At 74.4% G+C, this 18798-nt stretch carries 11 protein-coding genes; 4 read left to right on the plus strand and 7 right to left on the minus strand.

The window, feature by feature from the left end; all coding sequences use genetic code 11:
• Positions 1-430 precede the first annotated feature (430 nt).
• Complete coding sequence (locus ACFY00_RS15130; RefSeq protein ID WP_388031321.1) at positions 431-1636, plus strand: MFS transporter; 1206 nt, start codon at positions 431-433, stop codon at positions 1634-1636.
• Between the two features lie 70 nt (positions 1637-1706).
• On the opposite strand, the gene ACFY00_RS15135 is transcribed toward ACFY00_RS15130, so the two are convergent.
• The gene (locus ACFY00_RS15135) at positions 1707-4112 is read right to left on the minus strand and encodes a glycoside hydrolase N-terminal domain-containing protein (protein WP_388031324.1); all 2406 of its coding nucleotides are present in this window, start codon (positions 4110-4112) and stop codon (positions 1707-1709) included.
• A gap of 566 nt (positions 4113-4678) precedes the next feature.
• Here ACFY00_RS15135 and ACFY00_RS15140 point away from each other — a divergent pair.
• The 3 genes from ACFY00_RS15140 to ACFY00_RS15150 all read left to right on the plus strand — a co-directional run bounded on the left by ACFY00_RS15140 (position 4679) and on the right by ACFY00_RS15150 (position 11168).
• On the plus strand, positions 4679-6664 hold the full coding sequence (locus ACFY00_RS15140; RefSeq protein ID WP_388031326.1) for a beta-galactosidase: 1986 nt from the start codon (positions 4679-4681) through the stop codon (positions 6662-6664).
• 83 nt (positions 6665-6747) lie between these two features.
• Positions 6748-8256, plus strand: coding sequence for a glycoside hydrolase family 43 protein (locus ACFY00_RS15145; RefSeq protein WP_388031329.1), 1509 nt, complete (start codon positions 6748-6750; stop codon positions 8254-8256).
• A gap of 197 nt (positions 8257-8453) precedes the next feature.
• Positions 8454-11168: a beta-L-arabinofuranosidase domain-containing protein gene (locus ACFY00_RS15150; RefSeq protein WP_388031332.1), complete on the plus strand. Its 2715-nt coding sequence runs from the start codon at positions 8454-8456 to the stop codon at positions 11166-11168.
• 86 nt (positions 11169-11254) lie between these two features.
• Here the strand turns inward: ACFY00_RS15150 and ACFY00_RS15155 are convergent, their stop codons facing one another.
• From ACFY00_RS15155 to ACFY00_RS15180, 6 genes are all read right to left on the minus strand, one after another.
• Complete coding sequence (locus ACFY00_RS15155; RefSeq protein ID WP_388031334.1) at positions 11255-12631, minus strand: alpha/beta hydrolase; 1377 nt, start codon at positions 12629-12631, stop codon at positions 11255-11257.
• Positions 12632-12937: 306 nt separating this feature from the next.
• On the minus strand, positions 12938-14512 hold the full coding sequence (locus ACFY00_RS15160) for an MFS transporter (RefSeq protein ID WP_388031335.1): 1575 nt from the start codon (positions 14510-14512) through the stop codon (positions 12938-12940).
• A gap of 371 nt (positions 14513-14883) precedes the next feature.
• Positions 14884-15339: a MaoC family dehydratase gene (locus tag ACFY00_RS15165; protein WP_388031338.1), complete on the minus strand. Its 456-nt coding sequence runs from the start codon at positions 15337-15339 to the stop codon at positions 14884-14886.
• Between the two features lie 67 nt (positions 15340-15406).
• The gene (locus ACFY00_RS15170) at positions 15407-16906 is read right to left on the minus strand and encodes a long-chain fatty acid--CoA ligase (RefSeq protein ID WP_388031340.1); all 1500 of its coding nucleotides are present in this window, start codon (positions 16904-16906) and stop codon (positions 15407-15409) included.
• A 21-nt stretch (positions 16907-16927) separates the two neighbouring features.
• Positions 16928-17821, minus strand: coding sequence for an amidohydrolase family protein (locus ACFY00_RS15175; RefSeq protein WP_388031342.1), 894 nt, complete (start codon positions 17819-17821; stop codon positions 16928-16930).
• 14 nt (positions 17822-17835) lie between these two features.
• Positions 17836-18738 (minus strand): SDR family oxidoreductase, encoded by a 903-nt coding sequence (locus tag ACFY00_RS15180; RefSeq protein ID WP_388031344.1) that lies wholly within the window; start codon positions 18736-18738, stop codon positions 17836-17838.
• Between the last annotated feature and the right edge of the window lie 60 nt (positions 18739-18798).

The following is an 18798-nucleotide window of genomic DNA, read 5'->3' on the forward strand; positions in this document are numbered from 1 at the left end:
TGAAGTCCCGCCGGATGGCGGCGAGTTGCGGATCGTCGAGTGGGCGCTGCGGGCGCCGGTTCGAATGGTCGGCGCACCTCGGTGAGTTCCAGCGCGGTGTCGCGCTGCAGGAGTTCGACCGCGCCGCCGGGGCCGGACAGCAGTACGTCGGGCGCCAGCACCGGCTCGGGCGGCAGCTTCGATCCGGGCGGCGGGTCACCGGCCACGATCGCCTGCCGGATGCGCGCGACGGCCTTGTCGGTCAGGGAGACGGCGACGACCTCACAGGTGGTCCCATGTCCGGGAAGGGCCTCTTCCTTAACCACCGCCCCGGCCTGCTGTTCTGCCCCACAGGGCCGCCGCCACCCCCGACAGACATGGGATGCGCGCGCCGAGTTTCCGAAATTTTCGAACATTGACTCGCAATGATCGGAACTGCTCTAATCGTGCCATGCCGCCAGCACAGGAAGCGCGCGTCCCCGTCCGATCCTTCGTCGTCCTCGCGGCCCTGACGGTGGCCCTGTTCTCGTACGGAACGGTGGAGAGCCTGCCCGTGGGCCTGCTGCCGCAGATCGCGGGGAGCCTGGGCACCACGCCCTCCGCGGTCGGGCTGCTGGTCACCGGCTACGGGATCGTCGTGATGGTCACCTCCGTCCCGCTGACCGGGGCAGTGCGGGGCGTCCACCGGCGGCGGCTGCTCGGCGCCCTGCTCACCGTGTTCACGCTGGCCACCTCCGTCTGCGCGCTGAGCGGCAGCTACGGCACCCTGTTGGGGGCGCGGATCGCCATCGCGCTCACCCACGCGGTGTTCTGGTCGGTGATCGCCAGCACCGCCGCGGGCCAGTTCCCGGAGCGGCACCGGGCCCGGGTGATCGCGGCGCTGTTCTCCGGATCCTCGCTGGCCGGTGTCGCCGGGGTGCCGGCCGGCACCTACCTGGGCCAGCAGTTCGGCTGGCGGGTGCCGTTCCTGGTGATGAGCGTGCTGGCCCTGGGGGCCCTCGCCGCCGTGGTGGTGTGCGTGCCGTCCGGGCCGCCGGAGGCCGGTTCGGCGACCAGGTCGCCGCACCCCAGCCCGCCGCAGTACGCCGTGCTGCTGACCGCCCTGCTGTTCACGGTCTCCGGGGTGTTCACCTTCTTCACCTACATCACGCTCTACCTCTCCCGGGTCACCCACCTCTCCTCCGGACGGATCGGCACCGTCCTGCTGCTGATCGGCCTGGCCGGACTGGCGGGCACCCAGGCGGCCGGACAGCTCGCCTCCCGCGGCGCGGTGGGGACGTTCACCGGCGCGCTGCTCGGGCTCGCGGCCGCCTGCGGACTGCTGGGCCTGGTCGGCGGCCGCCCGGTGCCCGCCACGCTCTGCCTGGCCCTGCTGGGCGCGAGCCTGGCCGCCATGACCACCGCCCTGCAGGCCAGGATCATGCAGGTCGCCCCCGGCGACACCGACACGGCGTCGGCGGGCGGGTCGGCGGTCTTCAACGCGGGCATCGCCGCCGGGTCGTACCTCGGCTCGCTGCTGGTCGGCTCCCGCGGCCCGGCGTCGCTGGCGCCCGTGGGCTTCCTGCTCTGCCTGCTCGGGCTGCTGACCGTCACGCTCGGCTCGGCCGCACTGGCCCGGCGCCCGGTCGCCCCGCCGGTCCTGCTCCGGGAGGAGTGAACCACCGGGCACCCGCGCACCGGCACCGAGCCGCACCCCGTACGCGGGGCCCGGGGGCGGACCCGCCGGTTCAGGCCGAGGAGGCCGGGGTGGGCGGGAAGTCCAGGCGGGTCGCCCGGCCCGCCGCGAGGCGCAGGCGCAACCGGCCACCGTCGCCACGCCCGCCGTCGTCGGCCCCGGCCGGGCGGCCGGTGCCCGCCGGGAGGTGCAGTTCGACGGTGGTGTCCCGGTCGGCGCGCAGGGTGGCGGTGGCCAGGCCCCCCCGGTGCCAGGTCAGGTCGACGGTGACGCCGCCGCGGGCGCGCAGGCCGCGGGCCGCACCGTCCGGCCAGCCGGGCGGGAGGGCGGGCAGCAGGCGCAGGATGCCGTTGTGGCTCTGCAGCAGCGTCTCGGCCATCGCGGCGGCGATGCCGAAGTTGCCGTCGAGCTGGGCCAGTTGCGGCGGGTGCAGGTCGTACAGGTTGGGGGCGGTCGAGGTGGCGAGCAGCCGTTCGACGGCGTGTCCGGCGAGTGCGCCGTCGCCCAGGCGGGCGGCGAGCGCAGCCAGCCAGGCGAGGCTCCAGCCGGTGCCGCCGCCGCCGTGCTCCAGCCGCCGGTCGAGCGCGCGGCGGGCCGGTTCCACCAGGTCCGGGGCGGTGAGCGGGTCGATGGCGCTGCCGGGGTAGAGGCCGTAGAGGTGGGAGAAGTGGCGGTGGCCCGGGTCCTCCTCCGGGAGGTCCTCCGACCACTCCAGCAGGCGCCCGTCCGCGCCGACCGCCGGGGGCCGCAACCGGGCGCGCAGCGCGGTCAGTTCGGCCGCGAAGGCGTGGTCGGTGTCCAGTTCGCGGGCGGCCGCGGCGGTGTTCTCGAACAGTTCGGCGGCCAGCCACTGGTCCATGGCGCTGCCCGCGCCGACCGCGGCCAGGGTGCCGTCGTCGAGCCGGAAGTGGTGCTCCGGGGAGGTGGACGGGCAGGTCACCAGCGTGCCGTCGGGGTGCTCGACCAGCAGGGCGGTGACGAACCGGGCGGCCTCCCGCATCACCGGGTAGGCGCGTTCGGCCAGGAAGTCGCGGTCCCGGTGGAACAGGTGGTGGTCCCACAGGTGGGCGGCCAGCCAGGGCCCGGCCATCGGCCAGTTCGCCCACGACGGGGAGCCGCCGACCGGGTTGGTGGCGCGCCACACGTCGACGTTGTGGTGGCAGCACCAGCCGGGCGCGTCGTAGTAGGCGCGGGCGGTGGCGCGCCCGGCCTCGGCGAGGTCGTCGACCAGGTCGAACAGCGGCTGGTGGCACTCGGCGAGGCCGGTGGTCTCGGCGTGCCAGTAGTTCATCTGGAGGTTGATGTTGGAGGTCCAGTTCGAGTTCCACGGCGGGGTGGGGAACGGGTTCCAGATGCCCTGCAGGTTGGCGGGCTGGGTGCCGGGCCGGGAGGCGGCGATCAGCAGGTAGCGGCCGTGGGCGAACAGCAGGGCGGCCAGGCCCGGGTCGGGGGTGCCCGCGTTCGCCGCGGCGAGCCGCTCGTCGGTGGGCAGGTCGGCGGCGCCGGCCGGTCCGGGCAGGGTCAGGTCGGCGGCGCCGAACAGCCGCCGGTGGTCCGCCAGGTGCTCGGCGCGCAGGGCGCGGTGGTCCCGGTCGTGCGCCGCCGCCAGCAGGCGGCGGGCCCGGTCCAGGGCCGGGCCGGGGCCGTCGGGGCGCTGCTGCCGGCCCCGGAAGCCGGTGCCGACGGCGAGCAGCAGGACGGCGGCATCCGCGCCGGTGACCTGCAGGCCGTCCCGGTCGGCGGTGGTCCGGCCACCGGTGGTGCCGACCCGGAGCGCGGCGGCGAAGCCGGTGCCCTCGTCCTCGGCGTAGTGGGCGGCGGGGTCCGGCCCGTGCGGGACGCGGACCGGGGCGCGCCCGCTGACCTCCAGCGTGCCGGTCGCGCCGTCCGCCGCGAGCCGCACCCCGGGGTGCGGGGTGGGCAGGCCGATCCGGAAGGACAGCGCGCCGGGGGCGTCCGCGGTGAGCCGCACGGCCAGCACGCCCGCCGGGGCGGAGACGAAGGCCTCGCGCCGGTGCCGGACTCCCCCGGCGGCGAACTCCACGGTGTGCACGGCCCGGGCGAGGTCCAGTTCCCGCCGGTAGCCGGCGGTCTCCCCGGGGAGGGCGGCGAAGGTCAGTTCCAGGGTGGCGAGCGGCTGGTACGCCTCGGCGGACGGGCCCTGGAGGTGCTCGACGGCGAGTGCGTCGGCCTTGGCGAAGTCGCGCCGCTCCAGCACGGCGGCGCGCACGTCCGGCAGGTGGGCGGCCCCGGCCCGGTCGCGGGGGCCGGGGCCGCCGGACCACAGGGTGTCGGCGTTGAGCTCGATCCGTTCGGTGTGCACGCCGCCGTACACCGTGGCGCCGAGGGTGCCGTTGCCGAGCGGCAGCGCCTCCAGGAACGTCCCGGCGGGGCTCCGGTAGTGGAGCAGGTGGTCGGGACTGTGGTGGTGGTCCGTCGGCACGGCGTCGTCTCCCATGGCCGTCAACCTAACAGGTGGTCCTATGTCTGAGGAGGAGTTCGGGACCCGCCCCCAGCTGACTTTCGCTCAACAACCGTCTGCCATTTGGCAGTTATCCCCGGGCGCCGAGCAACCCCTAGACGGGGACGGCCTAGCTCCCATAAATCCATCCCATGTATTTCCCCGAGGCGAGCGAGGCGTCGCCATGAACGAATCGGAGTTCGCCGGTCCGGCCGCCCCGGGTGCGGTGCGGCTGCAGCCCGCCGACCGGGGCCTCTCCCGGGAGCACGACGGCGACCACCCGCACGTCCGAATCACCGCGCCGGACGGCCACGCGCTGCTGGTCGTCGACCACGCCTGGCGGGGTGGTCGTCGAAGCCCATCGACGCTGACACGGCTCGCTCTGTCATGTCAACACCCTTGCGGTATCCGCTCCTTATCCGGGATCAGGCCCTTGCCGAACCGGTAACCCGTCGTTAGTGTCGCCGGATCAGTGAAGCGATTCGACAGCGGGCGGGGGCGGGGAAGCTCCCCCGGGACGAGCCCCTCCCGCACCTGACACCTCGAAGGATCTGAGGACACCCATGACGACGCACCGGCTCACCGACCGGCTCGGCGGCCTCGCGTTCGGCGGCGACTACAACCCGGAGCAGTGGGACGCCGCGACCTGGAAGGAGGACGACGAACTGATGCGCCGGGCCGGGGTCAACCTGGCCACCGTCGGGGTGTTCTCCTGGGCGCTGCTGGAACCCGAGGAGGGGCGCTACGCGTTCGACTGGCTCGACGCCCACCTGGACCGGCTGCACGCCGCCGGGGTCGCCGTCGACCTGGCCACCCCGACCGCCTCCCCGCCGCCCTGGTTCACCCTCACCCACCCGGACGCCCTGCCGGTCACCCCCGAGGGGGTCCGGCTCACCCACGGCAGCCGCGACACCTACTGCCTGGCCGCCCCCGCCTACCGCGAGGCCGCCCGCCGGATCGCCGCCGCGCTCGCCGAACGCTACGCCGACCACCCGGCGGTGGCGATGTGGCACGTGCACAACGAGTACGCGACGCCGTGCCACTGCGAGCACACCGCGGCCGCCTTCCGGAGCTGGCTGCTCGAGCGGCACGGCAGCCTCGACGCCCTCAACGAGGCGTGGGGGACGGCGTTCTGGAGCCAGCGCTACGGCAGTTGGGAGCAGGTCCAGCCGCCGCGCGCCACCCAGTGGCACGGCAACCCCGGCCGTTCGGTGGACTTCAGCCGCTTCTGCTCCGACCTGGCCCTGGCCGCGTACCGCGAGCAGCGCGACGCGATCCGGGCGCACAGCGACCTGCCGGTCACCACCAACTTCATGCTGCCCGCCTACCAGAGCCTGGACCTGTGGGCGTTCGGCCGCGAGGTGGACCTGGTCGCCGTCGACCACTACCCCTGCGCGCCGGGCGTGGACGCCGCCGCCGACACCGCGTTCGGCGCCGACCGGGCCCGCTCCTTCGCGGGCGGGAGGCCCTGGCTGCTGATGGAGCAGGGCACCAACACCGTCTACGCCGGGGACCGCACGCTGGCCAAGGAGCCCGGCGACATCCTGCGCCACTCGCTCGGCCACATCGCCCGCGGCTCGGAGGGCGCGCTGTTCTTCCAGTGGCGCCAGTCCAGGGCCGGTGCCGAGTTCTTCCACTCCGCGCTGGTCCCGCACGCCGGGGCCGACAGCCGGGTCTTCCGCGAGGCGGCGGCCACCGGCACGGCCGTCGGGCGGCTCGCCGAGCTGGCCGGCTCCACCGTGCGCGCCCGGGCCGCCGTGCTGCACGACTCCGACGCCTGGTGGGCGATGGACGTGGACGGCCTGCCGTCCCGCGAACTCGACTACCACGGCTCGCTGCGCCGCGCCCACCGCGCCCTGTGGGACGCCCGCGTCACCACCGACTTCGCCCACCCCGAGCAGGACCTGAGCCGCTACCGCCTGGTCCTCGCCCCCGCCCTGTTCCTGCTCTCCGACGCGGGCGCGGCCAACCTGCGCGCCTACGTCGAGGGCGGCGGCACCCTGCTGGTGCAGCCGTTCAGCGGGGCCGTCGACGAGCGCGTGCAGGCCCGGCTCGGCGGCTACCCGGCCGCGCCGCTGCGCGAGGCGCTCGGCATCCGGGTCGAGGAGTACCGGCCGCTGCCCGCCGACGCCGAACTGGCGCTCTCCGACGGCTCCCGGGCCCGCTCCTGGAGCGAGTCGCTGCGCGCCGAGGGCGCCGAGACCGTCGCCGCCTACACCGACGGCATGCTGGCGGGCCTCCCCGCCCTGACCCGCCACGCCTTCGGCGCGGGCCACGGCTGGTACCTCTCCACCCGCCTGGACGACGCCTCGTACGCCGCCCTGGTCGCCGCGCTCGCCGCCGCCACCGGTCTCGGCCCCGACGTCCCCGGCCTGCCCGCGGCGGTGGAGTCGGTGACCCGCCGCGCCGAGGACGGCCGCCGCTGGCACGTCCTGATCAACCACGGCTCCGACCCGGTGGCGCTGCCCGGGCCCGCCCACGACCTGCTGACGGACGGCCCGCTCGCCGAACTCCCGCCCGGCGGCTGCGCCGTGCTGCGCGCCCGCTGACCGGCGGCCGCCGCCCGCGCCCCGCCGCCCGCACCTCGTACCCCGCACCCCGCACCTTTCACCGACGGAAAGGAGCTGACCCCGTGTCAGCGCAGCACCACCCGCCCGGCACCGTGGCCAACCCCGTGATCCCGGGCCTCCACCCCGACCCGAGCGTCTGCCGGGTGGGCGAGGACTACTACCTCGCGTGCTCCAGCTTCGAGTACTTCCCCGGCATCCCGGTCTTCCACAGCCGCGACCTGGTGCACTGGACCCAGATCGGCAACGTGCTGGACCGGCCGGAGCTCCACCTGCCGCTGGAGGTGCCGTCCTCGGCGGGCATCTACGCGCCGACCCTGCGCCACCACGACGGCCGGTTCCACCTGGTCGTCACCAGCGTCGGCGCGGGCGGCAACGTGCTGTTCACCGCCACCGACCCGGCCGGGCCGTGGTCCGACCCGCTGCCGCTGCCGGACGTCCCCGGCATCGACCCGGACCTCGCCTGGGACGAGGACGGCACCTGCTGGGTCACCGTCGCGGGCGTCTCCCAGCAGCCCGTGGACCTGGCCACCGGCCGGTCGCTCGGCCCGTCGCGGCCGCTGTGGTCCGGCACCGTCGACGCCCAGGCGCCCGAGGCGCCGCACCTGTACCGGATCGGCGTGTGGTGGTACCTGCTGATCGCCGAGGGCGGCACCGAGCGCGGGCACAGCGTGGCGATCGCCCGCGGCCGCACCCCCTCCGGGCCGTTCGAGCCCTGCCCGCACAACCCGCTGCTCACCCACCGCGGCACCCACCGGCCGATCCAGAACACCGGCCACGCGGACCTGGTGCAGGCGCCGGACGGCTCCTGGTGCCTGGTGCTGCTCGGGGTGCGCCCCGGCGGCGGCACCCCGGGCTGGCACGTGCTCGGCCGGGAGACCTTCCTCGCCCCGGTGACCTGGGCGGACGGCTGGCCGGTGGTCGGCGGCCTCACCCCGGAGCTGCCCGTCCCGGCCTGGCCGCTGCACCCGGTGCCGGAGGCGCCGGTCCGCGAGGACTTCGACGGGGCCGCACTGCACCCGCGCTGGCTGTCGGTGCGCCGCCGCCCCGCCGAACTCGTCACCACCGGCGAGCGCCCCGGCTGGCTGACCCTGCACGCGGCCGGCGCCTCGCTCGACGCGCCCGACGCGGTCTTCGTCGGCCGCCGCCAGCAGCACCCGTTCTGCGAGGTGCGCGCCCTGGTGGACGCCACCGCGGGCCGCGGCGGCCTGGCCGTGCGGCTGGACGAGCGCCACCACTACGAGGTCGAGGCGGTCGACGGCGAGGTGAAGGTGTTCGCCCGGATCGGCCCGCTGCGCCCCGAGGTGGCCGCCGTCCGGGTGCCCGCGGGCCCGGTCGTGCTCGGCATCGACGTCGCCCCGCACCCGCCGGAGGACTCCCGCACCGCCCCCGACCTGGTCGTCCTCGGCCTCGAGCAGCCGGACGGGGCGTTCACCCCGCTGGCCTCGCTCGACGGCCGCTACCTGTCCACCGAGGTCGCGGGCGGCTTCACCGGCCGGGTGATCGGCGCCTACGCGGCGGCCGGCACCGTCCACGTGGACTGGTTCGACTACCGTCCCCGCAAGGATTCCTGACGATCCCCCTGACGCGCCGTCATCGTGCGGGCATCGTGCGGTCATCGCGCGGTCGAACCTCTGGACGGGCTGCGGAGGCGGGGGATATAACGACTTGTTAGCGCTAACAACGCCGAACCCCGGGCGTGCAGTCAGATGTGAGCGCTCACAATCCCCCGCCCCGGCTCCCTCCCCCACCCGGAAGGACCAGATCCGCGATGTCCCCCTCCCCCCTGGACCGCCGCAGCCTGCTCAAGGCGACCGGCGTCCTGGCCCTGGCCCCCGCCGTCGGCCTGGCCGCGCCGACCTCCGCGGCCGCCGCGACCGCCGCGGCCGTCACCTCCTCGACCCAGCCGTTCGACCTCGGCCAGGTCCGGCTCACCGCGGGCCGGTTGCGCGACAACCAGGACCGCACCCTGGCGTACCTGCGCTTCGTCGACGTCGACCGCCTGCTGTACAACTTCCGCGCCAACCACCGCCTGTCCACCAACGCCGCGACCCAGAACGGCGGTTGGGACGCCCCCTCGTTCCCGTTCCGCACCCACGTGCAAGGGCACTTCCTCAGCGCCTGGGCCCAGGCCTACGCCGGGACGGGCGACACCACCTGCCGGGACAAGGCCCTCTACATGGTCGCCGAACTGGCCAAGTGCCAGGCCAACAACGGCGCGGCCGGGTTCTCCCCCGGCTACCTCTCGGGCTTCCCCGAGAGCGACTTCGTCCAGTTGGAGGCGGGGACGCTCAAGAACGGCAACGTCCCGTACTACTGCGTCCACAAGACCATGGCCGGGCTGCTCGACGTGTGGCGGCTGCTCGGCAGCACCCAGGCCCGCGACGTGCTGCTGGCCATGGCCGGCTGGGTCGACCAGCGCACCGGCCGACTGACCCAGGCGCAGCAGCAGGCGCAGCTGGGCACCGAGTTCGGCGGGATGAACGAGGTGCTGGCCGACCTGCACCTGCGGACCGGCGACGCCCGCTGGCTGACGGTCGCCCAGCGCTTCGACCACGCCGCCGTGTTCGACCCGCTGGCGGCGGGCCAGGACCAGCTGAACGGCCTGCACGCCAACACCCAGGTGCCCAAGTGGATCGGCGCCGCCCGCGAGTACCTGGCCACCGGGACGGCTCGCTACCACGACATCGCCGCGAACGCCTGGACCTTCTGCACCACCGCGCACAGCTACGCCATCGGCGGGAACAGCCAGGCCGAGCACTTCCGCGCCCCGCACGCGATCGCCTCCCAGCTGACCAACGACAACTGCGAGCTGTGCAACTCGTACAACATGCTCAAACTCACCCGTGAGCTGTGGCTGTTGGACCCGGCCCGGGCCTCCTACTTCGACTTCTACGAGCGCGCGCTGCTCAACCACGTGGTCGGCGCGCAGAACCCCGCCGACCCGCACGGGCACGTCACCTACTTCACCCCGCTGAAGCCCGGCAGCCGCCGCGGCGTCGGTCCGGCCTGGGGCGGCGGCACCTGGAGCACCGACTACGACTCGTTCTGGTGCTGCCAGGGCACCGGCGTGGAGTCCAACACCAAGCTGGCGGACTCGGTCTACTTCCGCGACGGCACCACCCTGATCGTGAACCTGTTCGTGCCCACCGTCCTCAACTGGACCGAACGCGGCCTGACGGTCACCCAGACCACCGCGTTCCCCGCCGAGGACACCACCGTGCTGAAGGTCACCGGCACCACCGGCGACACCTGGTCGATGCGCGTCCGCATCCCGTCCTGGGCCTCCGGCGCCACCCTCAGCGTCAACGGCACCGTGCAGAACACCGCTGCCACGCCCGGCAGTTACGCCGTCCTCACCCGCGCCTGGGCCTCCGGCGACACGGTGACCGTCAAGCTGCCGATGCGCGTCGCGCTCACCGCCGCCGACGACGACCCGAACGTCGCCGCGGTCAGCTACGGCCCGGTCGTGCTGTGCGGGAACTACGGCAGCGCCGCGCTCGGCGCGCTCCCGGTGCTGGACCCGCAGTCGATCACCCGCAGCGGCACCACCGGCCTCGCCTTCACCGCGACCGCCGACGGCGCGTCGGTGAACCTCGGCCCGTTCCACGACGCGCAGGGCTTCAACTACACCGTCTACTGGAGCACCCGCAGCAGCTCCGGGTTCCGCCTGCTCAACGCGGGCAGCGGGCTGGTGCTGGGCGTGCAGAACATGTCCACCGCGGACGGCGGGGCCGCCCTGCAGTGGGCCGACAGCGGCACCGCCGACCACGACTGGGGGCTGGTGGTGGACGGCAGCGCGCTGCGCCTGCGCAACGCCAACAGCGGCAAGGTGCTGGGCGTGCAGAACATGTCCACGGCCGACGGCGCCGCCGTGCTGCAGTGGACGGACAACGGCACGGCCGACCACCGCTGGACGGTGGTGGCGACGTCCGACGGCGCGCACGGCCTGCGCAACGTCAACAGCGGCAAGCTGCTGGGCATCGCGGGCGGCTCCACCGCGCAGGGCGCCCTCGCCGTGCAGGCCCCGGACACCTCCGCGGCCACCAGCCGGTGGTGGTTCGTCCCGACCGGCACCCGGCGGATCCAGAACGTGGCCAGCGGGCTGGTGCTCGGGGTCTCGGGCATGTCGACCGCCGACGGCGGCCTGGTGCTCCAGTGGGGTGACAACGGCACCGCCGACCACCTGTGGACCGCGGTGGTCGACTCCGGCGGGTACCTGCGGCTGCGCAACGCCAACAGCGGCAAGGTGCTCGCCGTGGAGGGCGGCGGCACGGCCAACGGCTCCCGGATCGTCCAGTGGGCCGACAACGGGGGCGCCGACCACCGCTGGCGGCTGCGGCACGGTGGCGGCGACACCTTCCGCCTGCAGTCCGCGGTCAGCGGCCGGGTGCTCGGCGTCTCCGGGGCGTCCGCCGCGCAGGGCGCCCAGGTCGTGCTCTGGGACGACAACGGCACCGGCGACCACCTGTGGCGCTTCGTCTGACGCACCGTCCGACACACCGCCCGACGCGCCGTCACGCCGGGGGCCGGGCACGGCCCCCGGCGTTCTGCCTCCGGGCGGGGCGGGGCTCAGCGCACGCCGCTCAGCCGGGAGGGCTTCCAGTCGACGAAGGCGGCGCCGCCCAGGTCGAGCGCGGTGGCGCGGGCCTGCAGGGACTCGGGGGTGGCCACGTCGCCCCAGGAGCCGGTGGTCAGGCGCCGCTCCAGGGCGTGCAGCCCGGCCACGATCTCGGCGGTGGTGAAGTTGCAGTGCCCCTGCCGGGCGACGAAGGCCTGCCGCAGCAGGCGGTTGTCGCCCGCGGCCCGGATCCGGGCGGCGTAGGCGTTCTCCTGCTCGACGGGGACGAGCTGGTCGGAGGTGGTGTGCAGGGACAGCATCGGGATGCCGAGCGAGGTGACGGTGGAGCTGGCGTTCAGGTTCGCGCGGGCGGTGGCGGAGCCGGTGATGTCGGCGTGCGCGGTGAGCGCGGCGGTGTCGGCCTTCAGGTCGAGGCCCGCCGAGGCGTACAGGGCGCGGACCTCGTCGGCGTGCCAGGACTTGTTGAGCAGGTCGGTGTAGTCGACGCCCCTGGTGGAGGAGGGGTTGCCGCCCGCGGACTGCTCGATGGCGTAGCGGCCGGGGATGATGAAGGACAGCAGCCCCTGCTGGAGCCACTGGTACTGCTGGTACTCCTGGTCGGCGTAGTCGGCGGGAGCGGGCGGGGCCTGGCCGGGGGCCCAGGCCGACTGGTTGAGGTAGGCGGCGGCGAGGGAGATCCTGGCCCGTCCGGCGGGGGTCTGCTGGGCGGCGTCGACGGCGGTGGAGAGCCGGTCGGCCAGCGCGGAGGCGGCGGCCGGGTCGGAGAGGTTGACCAGGTTCGGCAGGTCGGCGCGGTCGAAGAACCAGGCCAGGGCGTACTCGGCGTCGAGCTGGTAGTCCTCCAGGTCGACGCCTCCCGCGACGAGTCCGCACAGGTTCAGCGCGCCGTCGATCCGCCCGGCGCCGTCGCGGGCCATCTGGGCGTTGACCAGGCCGCCCATCGAGAGCCCGACGGAGACGACGTGGGCGGGCCTGCCCGCCCGGTCGCCGAACGCGGCGACGGTGGCGAACTGGTCCCGCTCGGCGGAGTTCAGCGCCCAGGCCGAGCCGTTCGGGTCGTAGGAGGAGCCCACCAGCGCGTAGCCCTCGGCGAGCAGCCGGTCCCGGACGGCGTCGGAGGGGGCGTTGGCGGCGGTGAGCGCGCCGAAGCCGTGGCTGAACACCAGCAGGACGCCGTTCCACCGGGCGGGCTTGTCGGCGATCCAGGTCGCGCCGTCCTGCAGGGTGCCGCTGTAGTGGGTGGACGCGGTGGTGGCGGACGCGGTGGTGCCGGCGGCGGCCGGGGTGGCGGCGGCGAGCGGGGCGGTGACGGCGAGCGCGGTGGCGGCGCACAGCGCGGCCAGCGCCCGGCGGGGCGATCGGGGCATCGAGGGCTCCAACACGGTGGGTGGGCGGGCGGGCGGCGCGGACGCGCCGTGGCGGCAGGGCCGTTCTCCTGCCGCGGTCGAGCGGGGCCCGGGCCCGCCCCGCGAGGGGGGCGGCACCGGGCGGTGGAGCGGTCCGACGGCCGCACAACTCACCGTCGGCCCAAGGGATTTCGTCTACCGGGTTCGACACTGCTCAGCTACCGGCCGGCCGGGTCCCGGCTACCAGGGCCGGCGCTGCTCGGCTATCCGGGTCGGCACTGCTCGGCTACCGGCTCGGCCACCGGAGTCGGTGGTGCTCGGCGGTGCTCAGCCGACCGGCGTCGGCTCCTCGGCCGCGGCGTGGCCGCGCAGGGCGAGCAGCGCGAGCAGGGCGGCGAACAGCGCGGCGCAGCCGCAGACCACGAAGCCGAGCGAGTAGCCGGTGCCGAGCGCGCTCTCGGCGAGCGGGTGCAGGGCGGAGAGCTTCGGCGAGGCCGCCGAGGCGCCGTTGACGGCCAGCGGGCCGCCCTCCTCCAGGATCGCGGTGCCCGCGCCCTTGAGCGGGGCGGGCAGGTCGGCGGCGCCGAGCGTGCTGGTGAAGTGGTCGCCGGCCCGGCTGAGGGCGATCGCGCCGATCACGGCGGGGCCCAGGGTGAAGCCGAAGTCGCGCAGCAGGTTGGTGGTGGCGCTGGCCATGCCGGCCAGGTGCGGGGGCACGGTGGTGACGGCGGTGGCGGTGACGGAGGAGACGGTCACCGCGAAGCCCAGGCCGACCAGGGCGAGCGGCGCGATCAGTGGGAGGAAGGAGTGGTCGTGGACCGGCAGGGCCGCTGCCCAGTAGTTGCCGGCCGCGATCAGCAGCAGGCCGGAGCCGAGCAGCAGGCGCGGCGCCACCGCGTTCAGCAGCCGGTGGGTGACCGGCAGCATGGCCAGGGCGATGCCGTTGAGCAGCAGGAAGGCCAGGGCGGTCCGCATGGGGGGCAGTTCCTGGACGGGGCCGAGCCGGATGCTGACCGAGTAGGCGGTGCCGAGGAAGCTGAACATGCCGACCACGGTGATGACGGAGGCGACCGCGAAGGAGCGGTTGCGGAACAGGTCCAGGCGCAGCAGCGGGGAGGCGGAGCGCAGTTCGGCGGCCACGAAGCCGACCAGGCCGAGCACGGCCAGCACGAGGGCGATCAGCACGGGGGTGGCGGTCCAGCCGTCCTCGGGGCCCTGGATGATCGCGTAGAGCAGGGCGAACAGGCCGACACCGATGGTGAGTTGGCCCGGCAGGTCGAGCGAGCGGCCTTCAGGGGCGCGTGATTCGTCGGCGCAGAAGGCGCTGGTCAGGGCGCTGGCCGCGCCGATCAGGGTGACGACGACGAAGGCCCAGCGCCAGGAGCCGTAGGTGGCGGTGATGCCGCCGATCAGCGGGGCGACGAAGCCGCCGGTGGAGAGCAGGGCGGCCCACAGGGCGACGACCTTGGCCCGCTGGGCGGTGGAGGCGGTGCCCGCGGCGAGGATCGCCAGCGAGGTCGGGAAGAGCGCGGCGGCTCCGAGGCCGGCCAGGGCCTGGCCGACCCAGAGCTGGTGGATGCCGTTGGCGGTGGTGCTGACGATCTCGCCGACGGCCAGCAGGGCGGCTCCGCCGACCAGCAGTCGCTTGCGGCCGAGCAGGTCGCCGAGCAGGCCGAAGGTCAGTTCCAGGACGGCGACCGGCAGCAGGAAGGCGTCCGAGATCCACGTCAACTGCGAGCCGACGGGGTGCAGTTGGCTCTGAAAGAGGCCGTTGAGGGTGGCCGGGATGGCCAGGCCGATCTGGGCCGTGCAGACGGCGAGCAGTCCGGCGACGAGCGTGCCGCGGCGCAGGGCGGGTCCGCCCTGGGCGGCGCGTGCGGGCGCGTGGGTGGGGGTGGCCATGGGTGTTTCTCCTGGGGGAGGGCGCGAGCTGGGGGCCCGGTCGAGGGCCGGGGCCGGGAGCGGCGTTCGCGCGGAGGGGAGCGGCTGGGCACCGGGCGCGGGGCCGGTTCGAGTGGGCACCGAGGGGCGGGGTACCGGCCGTGCGGCGAATTTAGGGCCATTCTTTGTCGGCCGTCAATAATCTGCACAGGATTGGCCGCCGCCCGCCAGCCACCGCGCCCCGCACCGCCCCGCCGCGCCCCGCACCCGCCCCTGCCGAAAACGGCGCGAGCGGCCACCCCGATCGGGGCAGCCGCTCGCGCCGTTCAGGGCCGTTCGGACAGGGCGGACAGGGCGGACGGGACGGCCGGGCTCGGCCGCCGGAGCCGCACTCAGGCGTAGAAGCGGTAGACCGCCTGGGCCACCACCGCGGGCTTGGCCGAGCCGTCGATCTCGACGGTCAGGTCGACGGTCACCTCGGCGCCGCCCTTCACCTCCGCCACCGAGGCGATCGCGCCGTGGGCGCGGATCTTGGCGCCGACCTTGACCGGCGAGGGGAAACGGACCTTGTTGAGGCCGTAGTTGACGGCCATGGCGACGCCCTCGACCTGGAGGAGCTCGCTCCACAGCGGGATGAGCAGCGAGAGCGTCAGGTAGCCGTGGGCGATCGGGGCGCCGAACGGTCCGGCGGCGGCGCGTTCGGGGTCGGTGTGGATCCACTGGTGGTCGTCGGTGGCGTCGGCGAAGGTGTTCACCCGGTCCTGGGCGATCTCCAGCCACTGGCTGTGGCCGAGGTCGGTGCCGCCGAGGGCGAGCAGGTCGGTGATGCCGTGGACGGTGCGGGGCACGTGAGGGTCCTTCCGGGTGGGCACGCCGGGGCGCGCCGAGAGAAGTCAGGGGGGAGTCGGGAAAGGGTCAGGCCTGCCCGTGGGCGGTGCGGAGCGGCCCCTTGAGGAGCTTGCCCGCGCCGCTGCGGGGCAGCGCCTCGGTGAAGCGCACGGACTTGGGGATCTTGTAGCGGGCCAGTCGGCCGTCGAGGTGGGCGAGGATCTCCTCGGCGCTCGCGGTGGCGCCGGGCCGCAGCACCACGACGGCCCGTCCCACCTCGCCCCACTTCTCGTCGGGGACGCCGAAGACGGCGCACTCGGCGACGGCGGGGTGCTCCAGCAGGGCGTCCTCCACCTCGGCGGGGTAGATGTTCTCCCCGCCGGAGATGATCATGTCCTTGAGGCGGTCGACCAGCCGGACGTAGCCCGCCTCGTCCCGGACGGCGACGTCGCCGGAGCGGAACCAGGTGCCGTCGTGGTAGGCGTCCGCGCTCTCCTGCGGCAGCCCCCAGTAGCCGGGGGTGACGTTGGGGCCGCTGACCACCACCTCGCCGGGTTCGCCGACGCCGGCCTCCTCGCCCGCCGGGTCCAGCAGCCGGACGTCGGTGAAGAAGTGCGGTACGCCCGCCGTCCCGGCGTGCTCCAGGGCGTCCGCCCGGTCGAGCAGCAGCACGCCGGGGGCGGCCTCGGTCATGCCGTAGCCCTGGACGAACGCCAGCCCGAGGTCGAGGTAGGCCCGGATGGTGCGGGCGGGCACGGGCGCGCCGCCGCACATCAGGTTGCGCAGGCTGCGCAGGTCGGCCCGGGCCCAGCCGGGGGCCCGGACCATCGCGTCGTACATGGCCGGGACGCCGAACAGGCAGGTGATCCCCAGCCGTTCGACCAGTTCGAGGGTGCGTTCGGCGTCGAAGCCGGACTCCAGGACGGCGGTGCCGCCCTTGAGCAGGGTCGGCAGGCAGGTCATGTTGAGCGCGGCGGTGTGGAACAGCGGCGCGCTGACCAGGGTGACCTCGTCGCTCGCCAGGTCGACGTCGACCACCACGTTGAGGCTGTTCCAGACGATGTTGCCGTGGGTCAGCAGGGTGCCCTTGGGGCGGCCGGTGGTCCCCGAGGTGTACATGATCATGCACAGGTCCTCGTGGGCCACCGGCAGGTCCGACACCTCGCCGGGCGCCTCGGCGAGCAGCGCCTCGTACTCCGCCCCCTCCACCTCCCACACCTCGGCGTCCGCGGACAACTCCGCCAGCAGGGAGGCGTTCTGACGAACGGTCAGCAGCAGGGCGCTGCCGGAGTCGCGGAGCTGGTGGCGCAGTTCCGGCGGGGCCAGGCGGGTGTTGAGCGGCACGAAGACCGCGCCCAGTTGCCCGAGGGCGAAGAGGGTCTCCAGGAAGGCGGGGTGGTTGGGGCCGAGGAAGGCGACCCGGTCGCCCCGGCGCACCCCCCGCCGGTGCAGCAGGTGGGCCAACCCGCTGGAGCGGCGGTGCAGTTCGGCGTAGCTGGTGGACCGGTCCTCATGGACGAGGGCGGTGCGGTGCGGTGTCTTGCGGGCCCGGCGGGCGGGCCAGGAACCGATGCCTTGGTTGTGCAACGCGGGGCTCCTCCGTCTGCGTCACTGCTGCTGGTCGAGGCCGAGCAGGCGGGCGGCGTTCTGCTTGAGGATCTTCGGCCGCACCTCGTCCTTGATCGGCAGTTGCGCGAAGTCGGCCAGCCAGCGGTCGGGGCTGATCAGCGGGTAGTCGGAGCCGAACAGCACCTTGTCCTGGAGCAGGCTGTTGGCGTACTTCACCAGCTGCGGCGGGAAGTACTTCGGCGACCAGCCGGACAGGTCGATGTACACCTGCGGCTTGTGGGTCGCCACCGCCAGCGCCTCGTCCTGCCAGGGGAAGGACGGGTGGGCCAGGACGATCGGCATGCCGGGGAAGTCCGCGGCGACGTCGTCCACCAGCATCGGGTTCGAGTACTTCAGCCGGATGCCCCCGCCGCCGGGCGCACCGGCGCCGATGCCGGTCTGCCCGGTGTGGAAGACCGCGATGGCACCGGCCTCCTCGATCGCCTCGTACAGCGGGTAGGCGAGCCGGTCGTTGGGGAAGAACGCCTGCACGTTGGGGTGGAACTTGAAGCCGCGGACGCCGAACTCCTCCACCAGGCGGCGCACTTGGCGCACCCCGGCGCGGCCCTTGTACGGGTCGACGCTGGCGAACGGGATGATCACGTCGGGGTTCCGCCGGGCGGCCTCGGCGATCTCCTCGTTGGGGACGGGCGGGGTGCCGGTGGCGTGCTCGGCGTCCACGGTGAAGACCACGCAGGCCATCTTCCGCTCGCGGTAGTGGGCGGCGATCTCCGGCAGGGTGGGACGGCGGTGGTCGGCGTGGAAGTAGGCGCCGGCGGCGGCGTCGAGCTCGGCGGAGAGCGAGCCCTGCCCGCTCGCGGAGACCTCGGCGTGGGTGTGGACGTCGATCGCGACCAGGTCGTCGAGCGACAGGCGGGGCTGCTGGGGACTCATCGGGGCGCCGCCGTTCAGATCCGCGGGGCGGGGATGCCGTAGGTCTCGGGCACCCGTCCGACCGTCACCGGCCAGGCCGCGGCGATCGCGTCGGCGCTCCAGCCGCCGTCGGCGTAGGCGACCGAGACCTCCTGCGGGTGCGACCACAGGGCCAGCTTGTCGCCGCCGATGCCGATGCACTGGCCGGTGACGTCCGCGGAGGCGTCGGAGGCGAGGAAGGTGACCAGGGAGGCGACGTCCTCGGGGGTGCCGAAGCCCTCGCCCTTGCGCAGGCTGTCCGGCAGCGGGGTGCCGTGCTGCTCCAGCGCCTCGACGTGCGGGGCGAAGGCGGGGATGGTCCTGGTCATCGCGGTGGCGGCGACCGGGATCACCGCGTTGGCGGTGATGCCCGCCTTGGCCAGCTCCATCGCCCAGGTGCGGACCATGGCGGCGATCCCGGCCTTGGCGGCGGCGTAGTTGGTCTGCCCGAAGTTGCCGCGCTGGCCCGCCGGGGAGCCCGCGACGACGATGCGGCCGCCCTCGCCCTGCTCGCGCATCCGCGCCACGGCGGCGCGCACGCAGGTGAAGGTGCCGCGCAGGTGCACCTGGACGACCGTGTCGAAGTCCTCGTCGGACATCTTCCACAGCACCCGGTCGCGCAGCACGCCCGCGTTGGTGACCATCACGTCCAGCCGCCCGAACGCGTCGACGGCCCGCGCGACCAGCGCCTCGGCGGTCTCCGTGGAGCCGACCGCCCCCACCTCGGCGACCGCCCGGCCGCCCGCCGCCTCGATCTCCTTCACCGCGGCGGCGGCCGCCTCGGCGTCCACGTCGTTGACCACGACCGCCGCGCCGGAGGCGGCGAGCGCCTTGGCGTAGGCGAGTCCGAGACCGCGACCGCTGCCGGTGACCACGGCGACCTTGCCGTTCAGATCCATGGGTGCTTCTCCTTCGAGGGGTGGGACCGGCCTCAACTTAGGCACATTCGTGTTAGCCGT

The organism is Kitasatospora sp. NPDC001540, from assembly GCF_042894345.1.
Taxonomy (GTDB): Bacteria; Actinomycetota; Actinomycetes; order Streptomycetales; family Streptomycetaceae; genus Kitasatospora; species Kitasatospora phosalacinea_C.

What these genes read in the sequence shown, in the direction of transcription:
- ACFY00_RS15140 (WP_388031326.1), top strand. Translation starts at nt 4,679, where the DNA reads ATGACGACGCACCGGCTCACCGACCGGCTCGGCGGCCTCGCGTTCGGC.
- ACFY00_RS15180 (WP_388031344.1), bottom strand. Translation starts at nt 18,738, where the DNA reads ATGGATCTGAACGGCAAGGTCGCCGTGGTCACCGGCAGCGGTCGCGGT.
- ACFY00_RS15155 (WP_388031334.1), bottom strand. Translation starts at nt 12,631, where the DNA reads ATGCCCCGATCGCCCCGCCGGGCGCTGGCCGCGCTGTGCGCCGCCACC.
- ACFY00_RS15160 (WP_388031335.1), bottom strand. Translation starts at nt 14,512, where the DNA reads ATGGCCACCCCCACCCACGCGCCCGCACGCGCCGCCCAGGGCGGACCC.
- ACFY00_RS15150 (WP_388031332.1), top strand. Translation starts at nt 8,454, where the DNA reads ATGTCCCCCTCCCCCCTGGACCGCCGCAGCCTGCTCAAGGCGACCGGC.
- ACFY00_RS15135 (WP_388031324.1), bottom strand. Translation starts at nt 4,112, where the DNA reads ATGGGAGACGACGCCGTGCCGACGGACCACCACCACAGTCCCGACCAC.
- ACFY00_RS15175 (WP_388031342.1), bottom strand. Translation starts at nt 17,821, where the DNA reads ATGAGTCCCCAGCAGCCCCGCCTGTCGCTCGACGACCTGGTCGCGATC.
- ACFY00_RS15130 (WP_388031321.1), top strand. Translation starts at nt 431, where the DNA reads ATGCCGCCAGCACAGGAAGCGCGCGTCCCCGTCCGATCCTTCGTCGTC.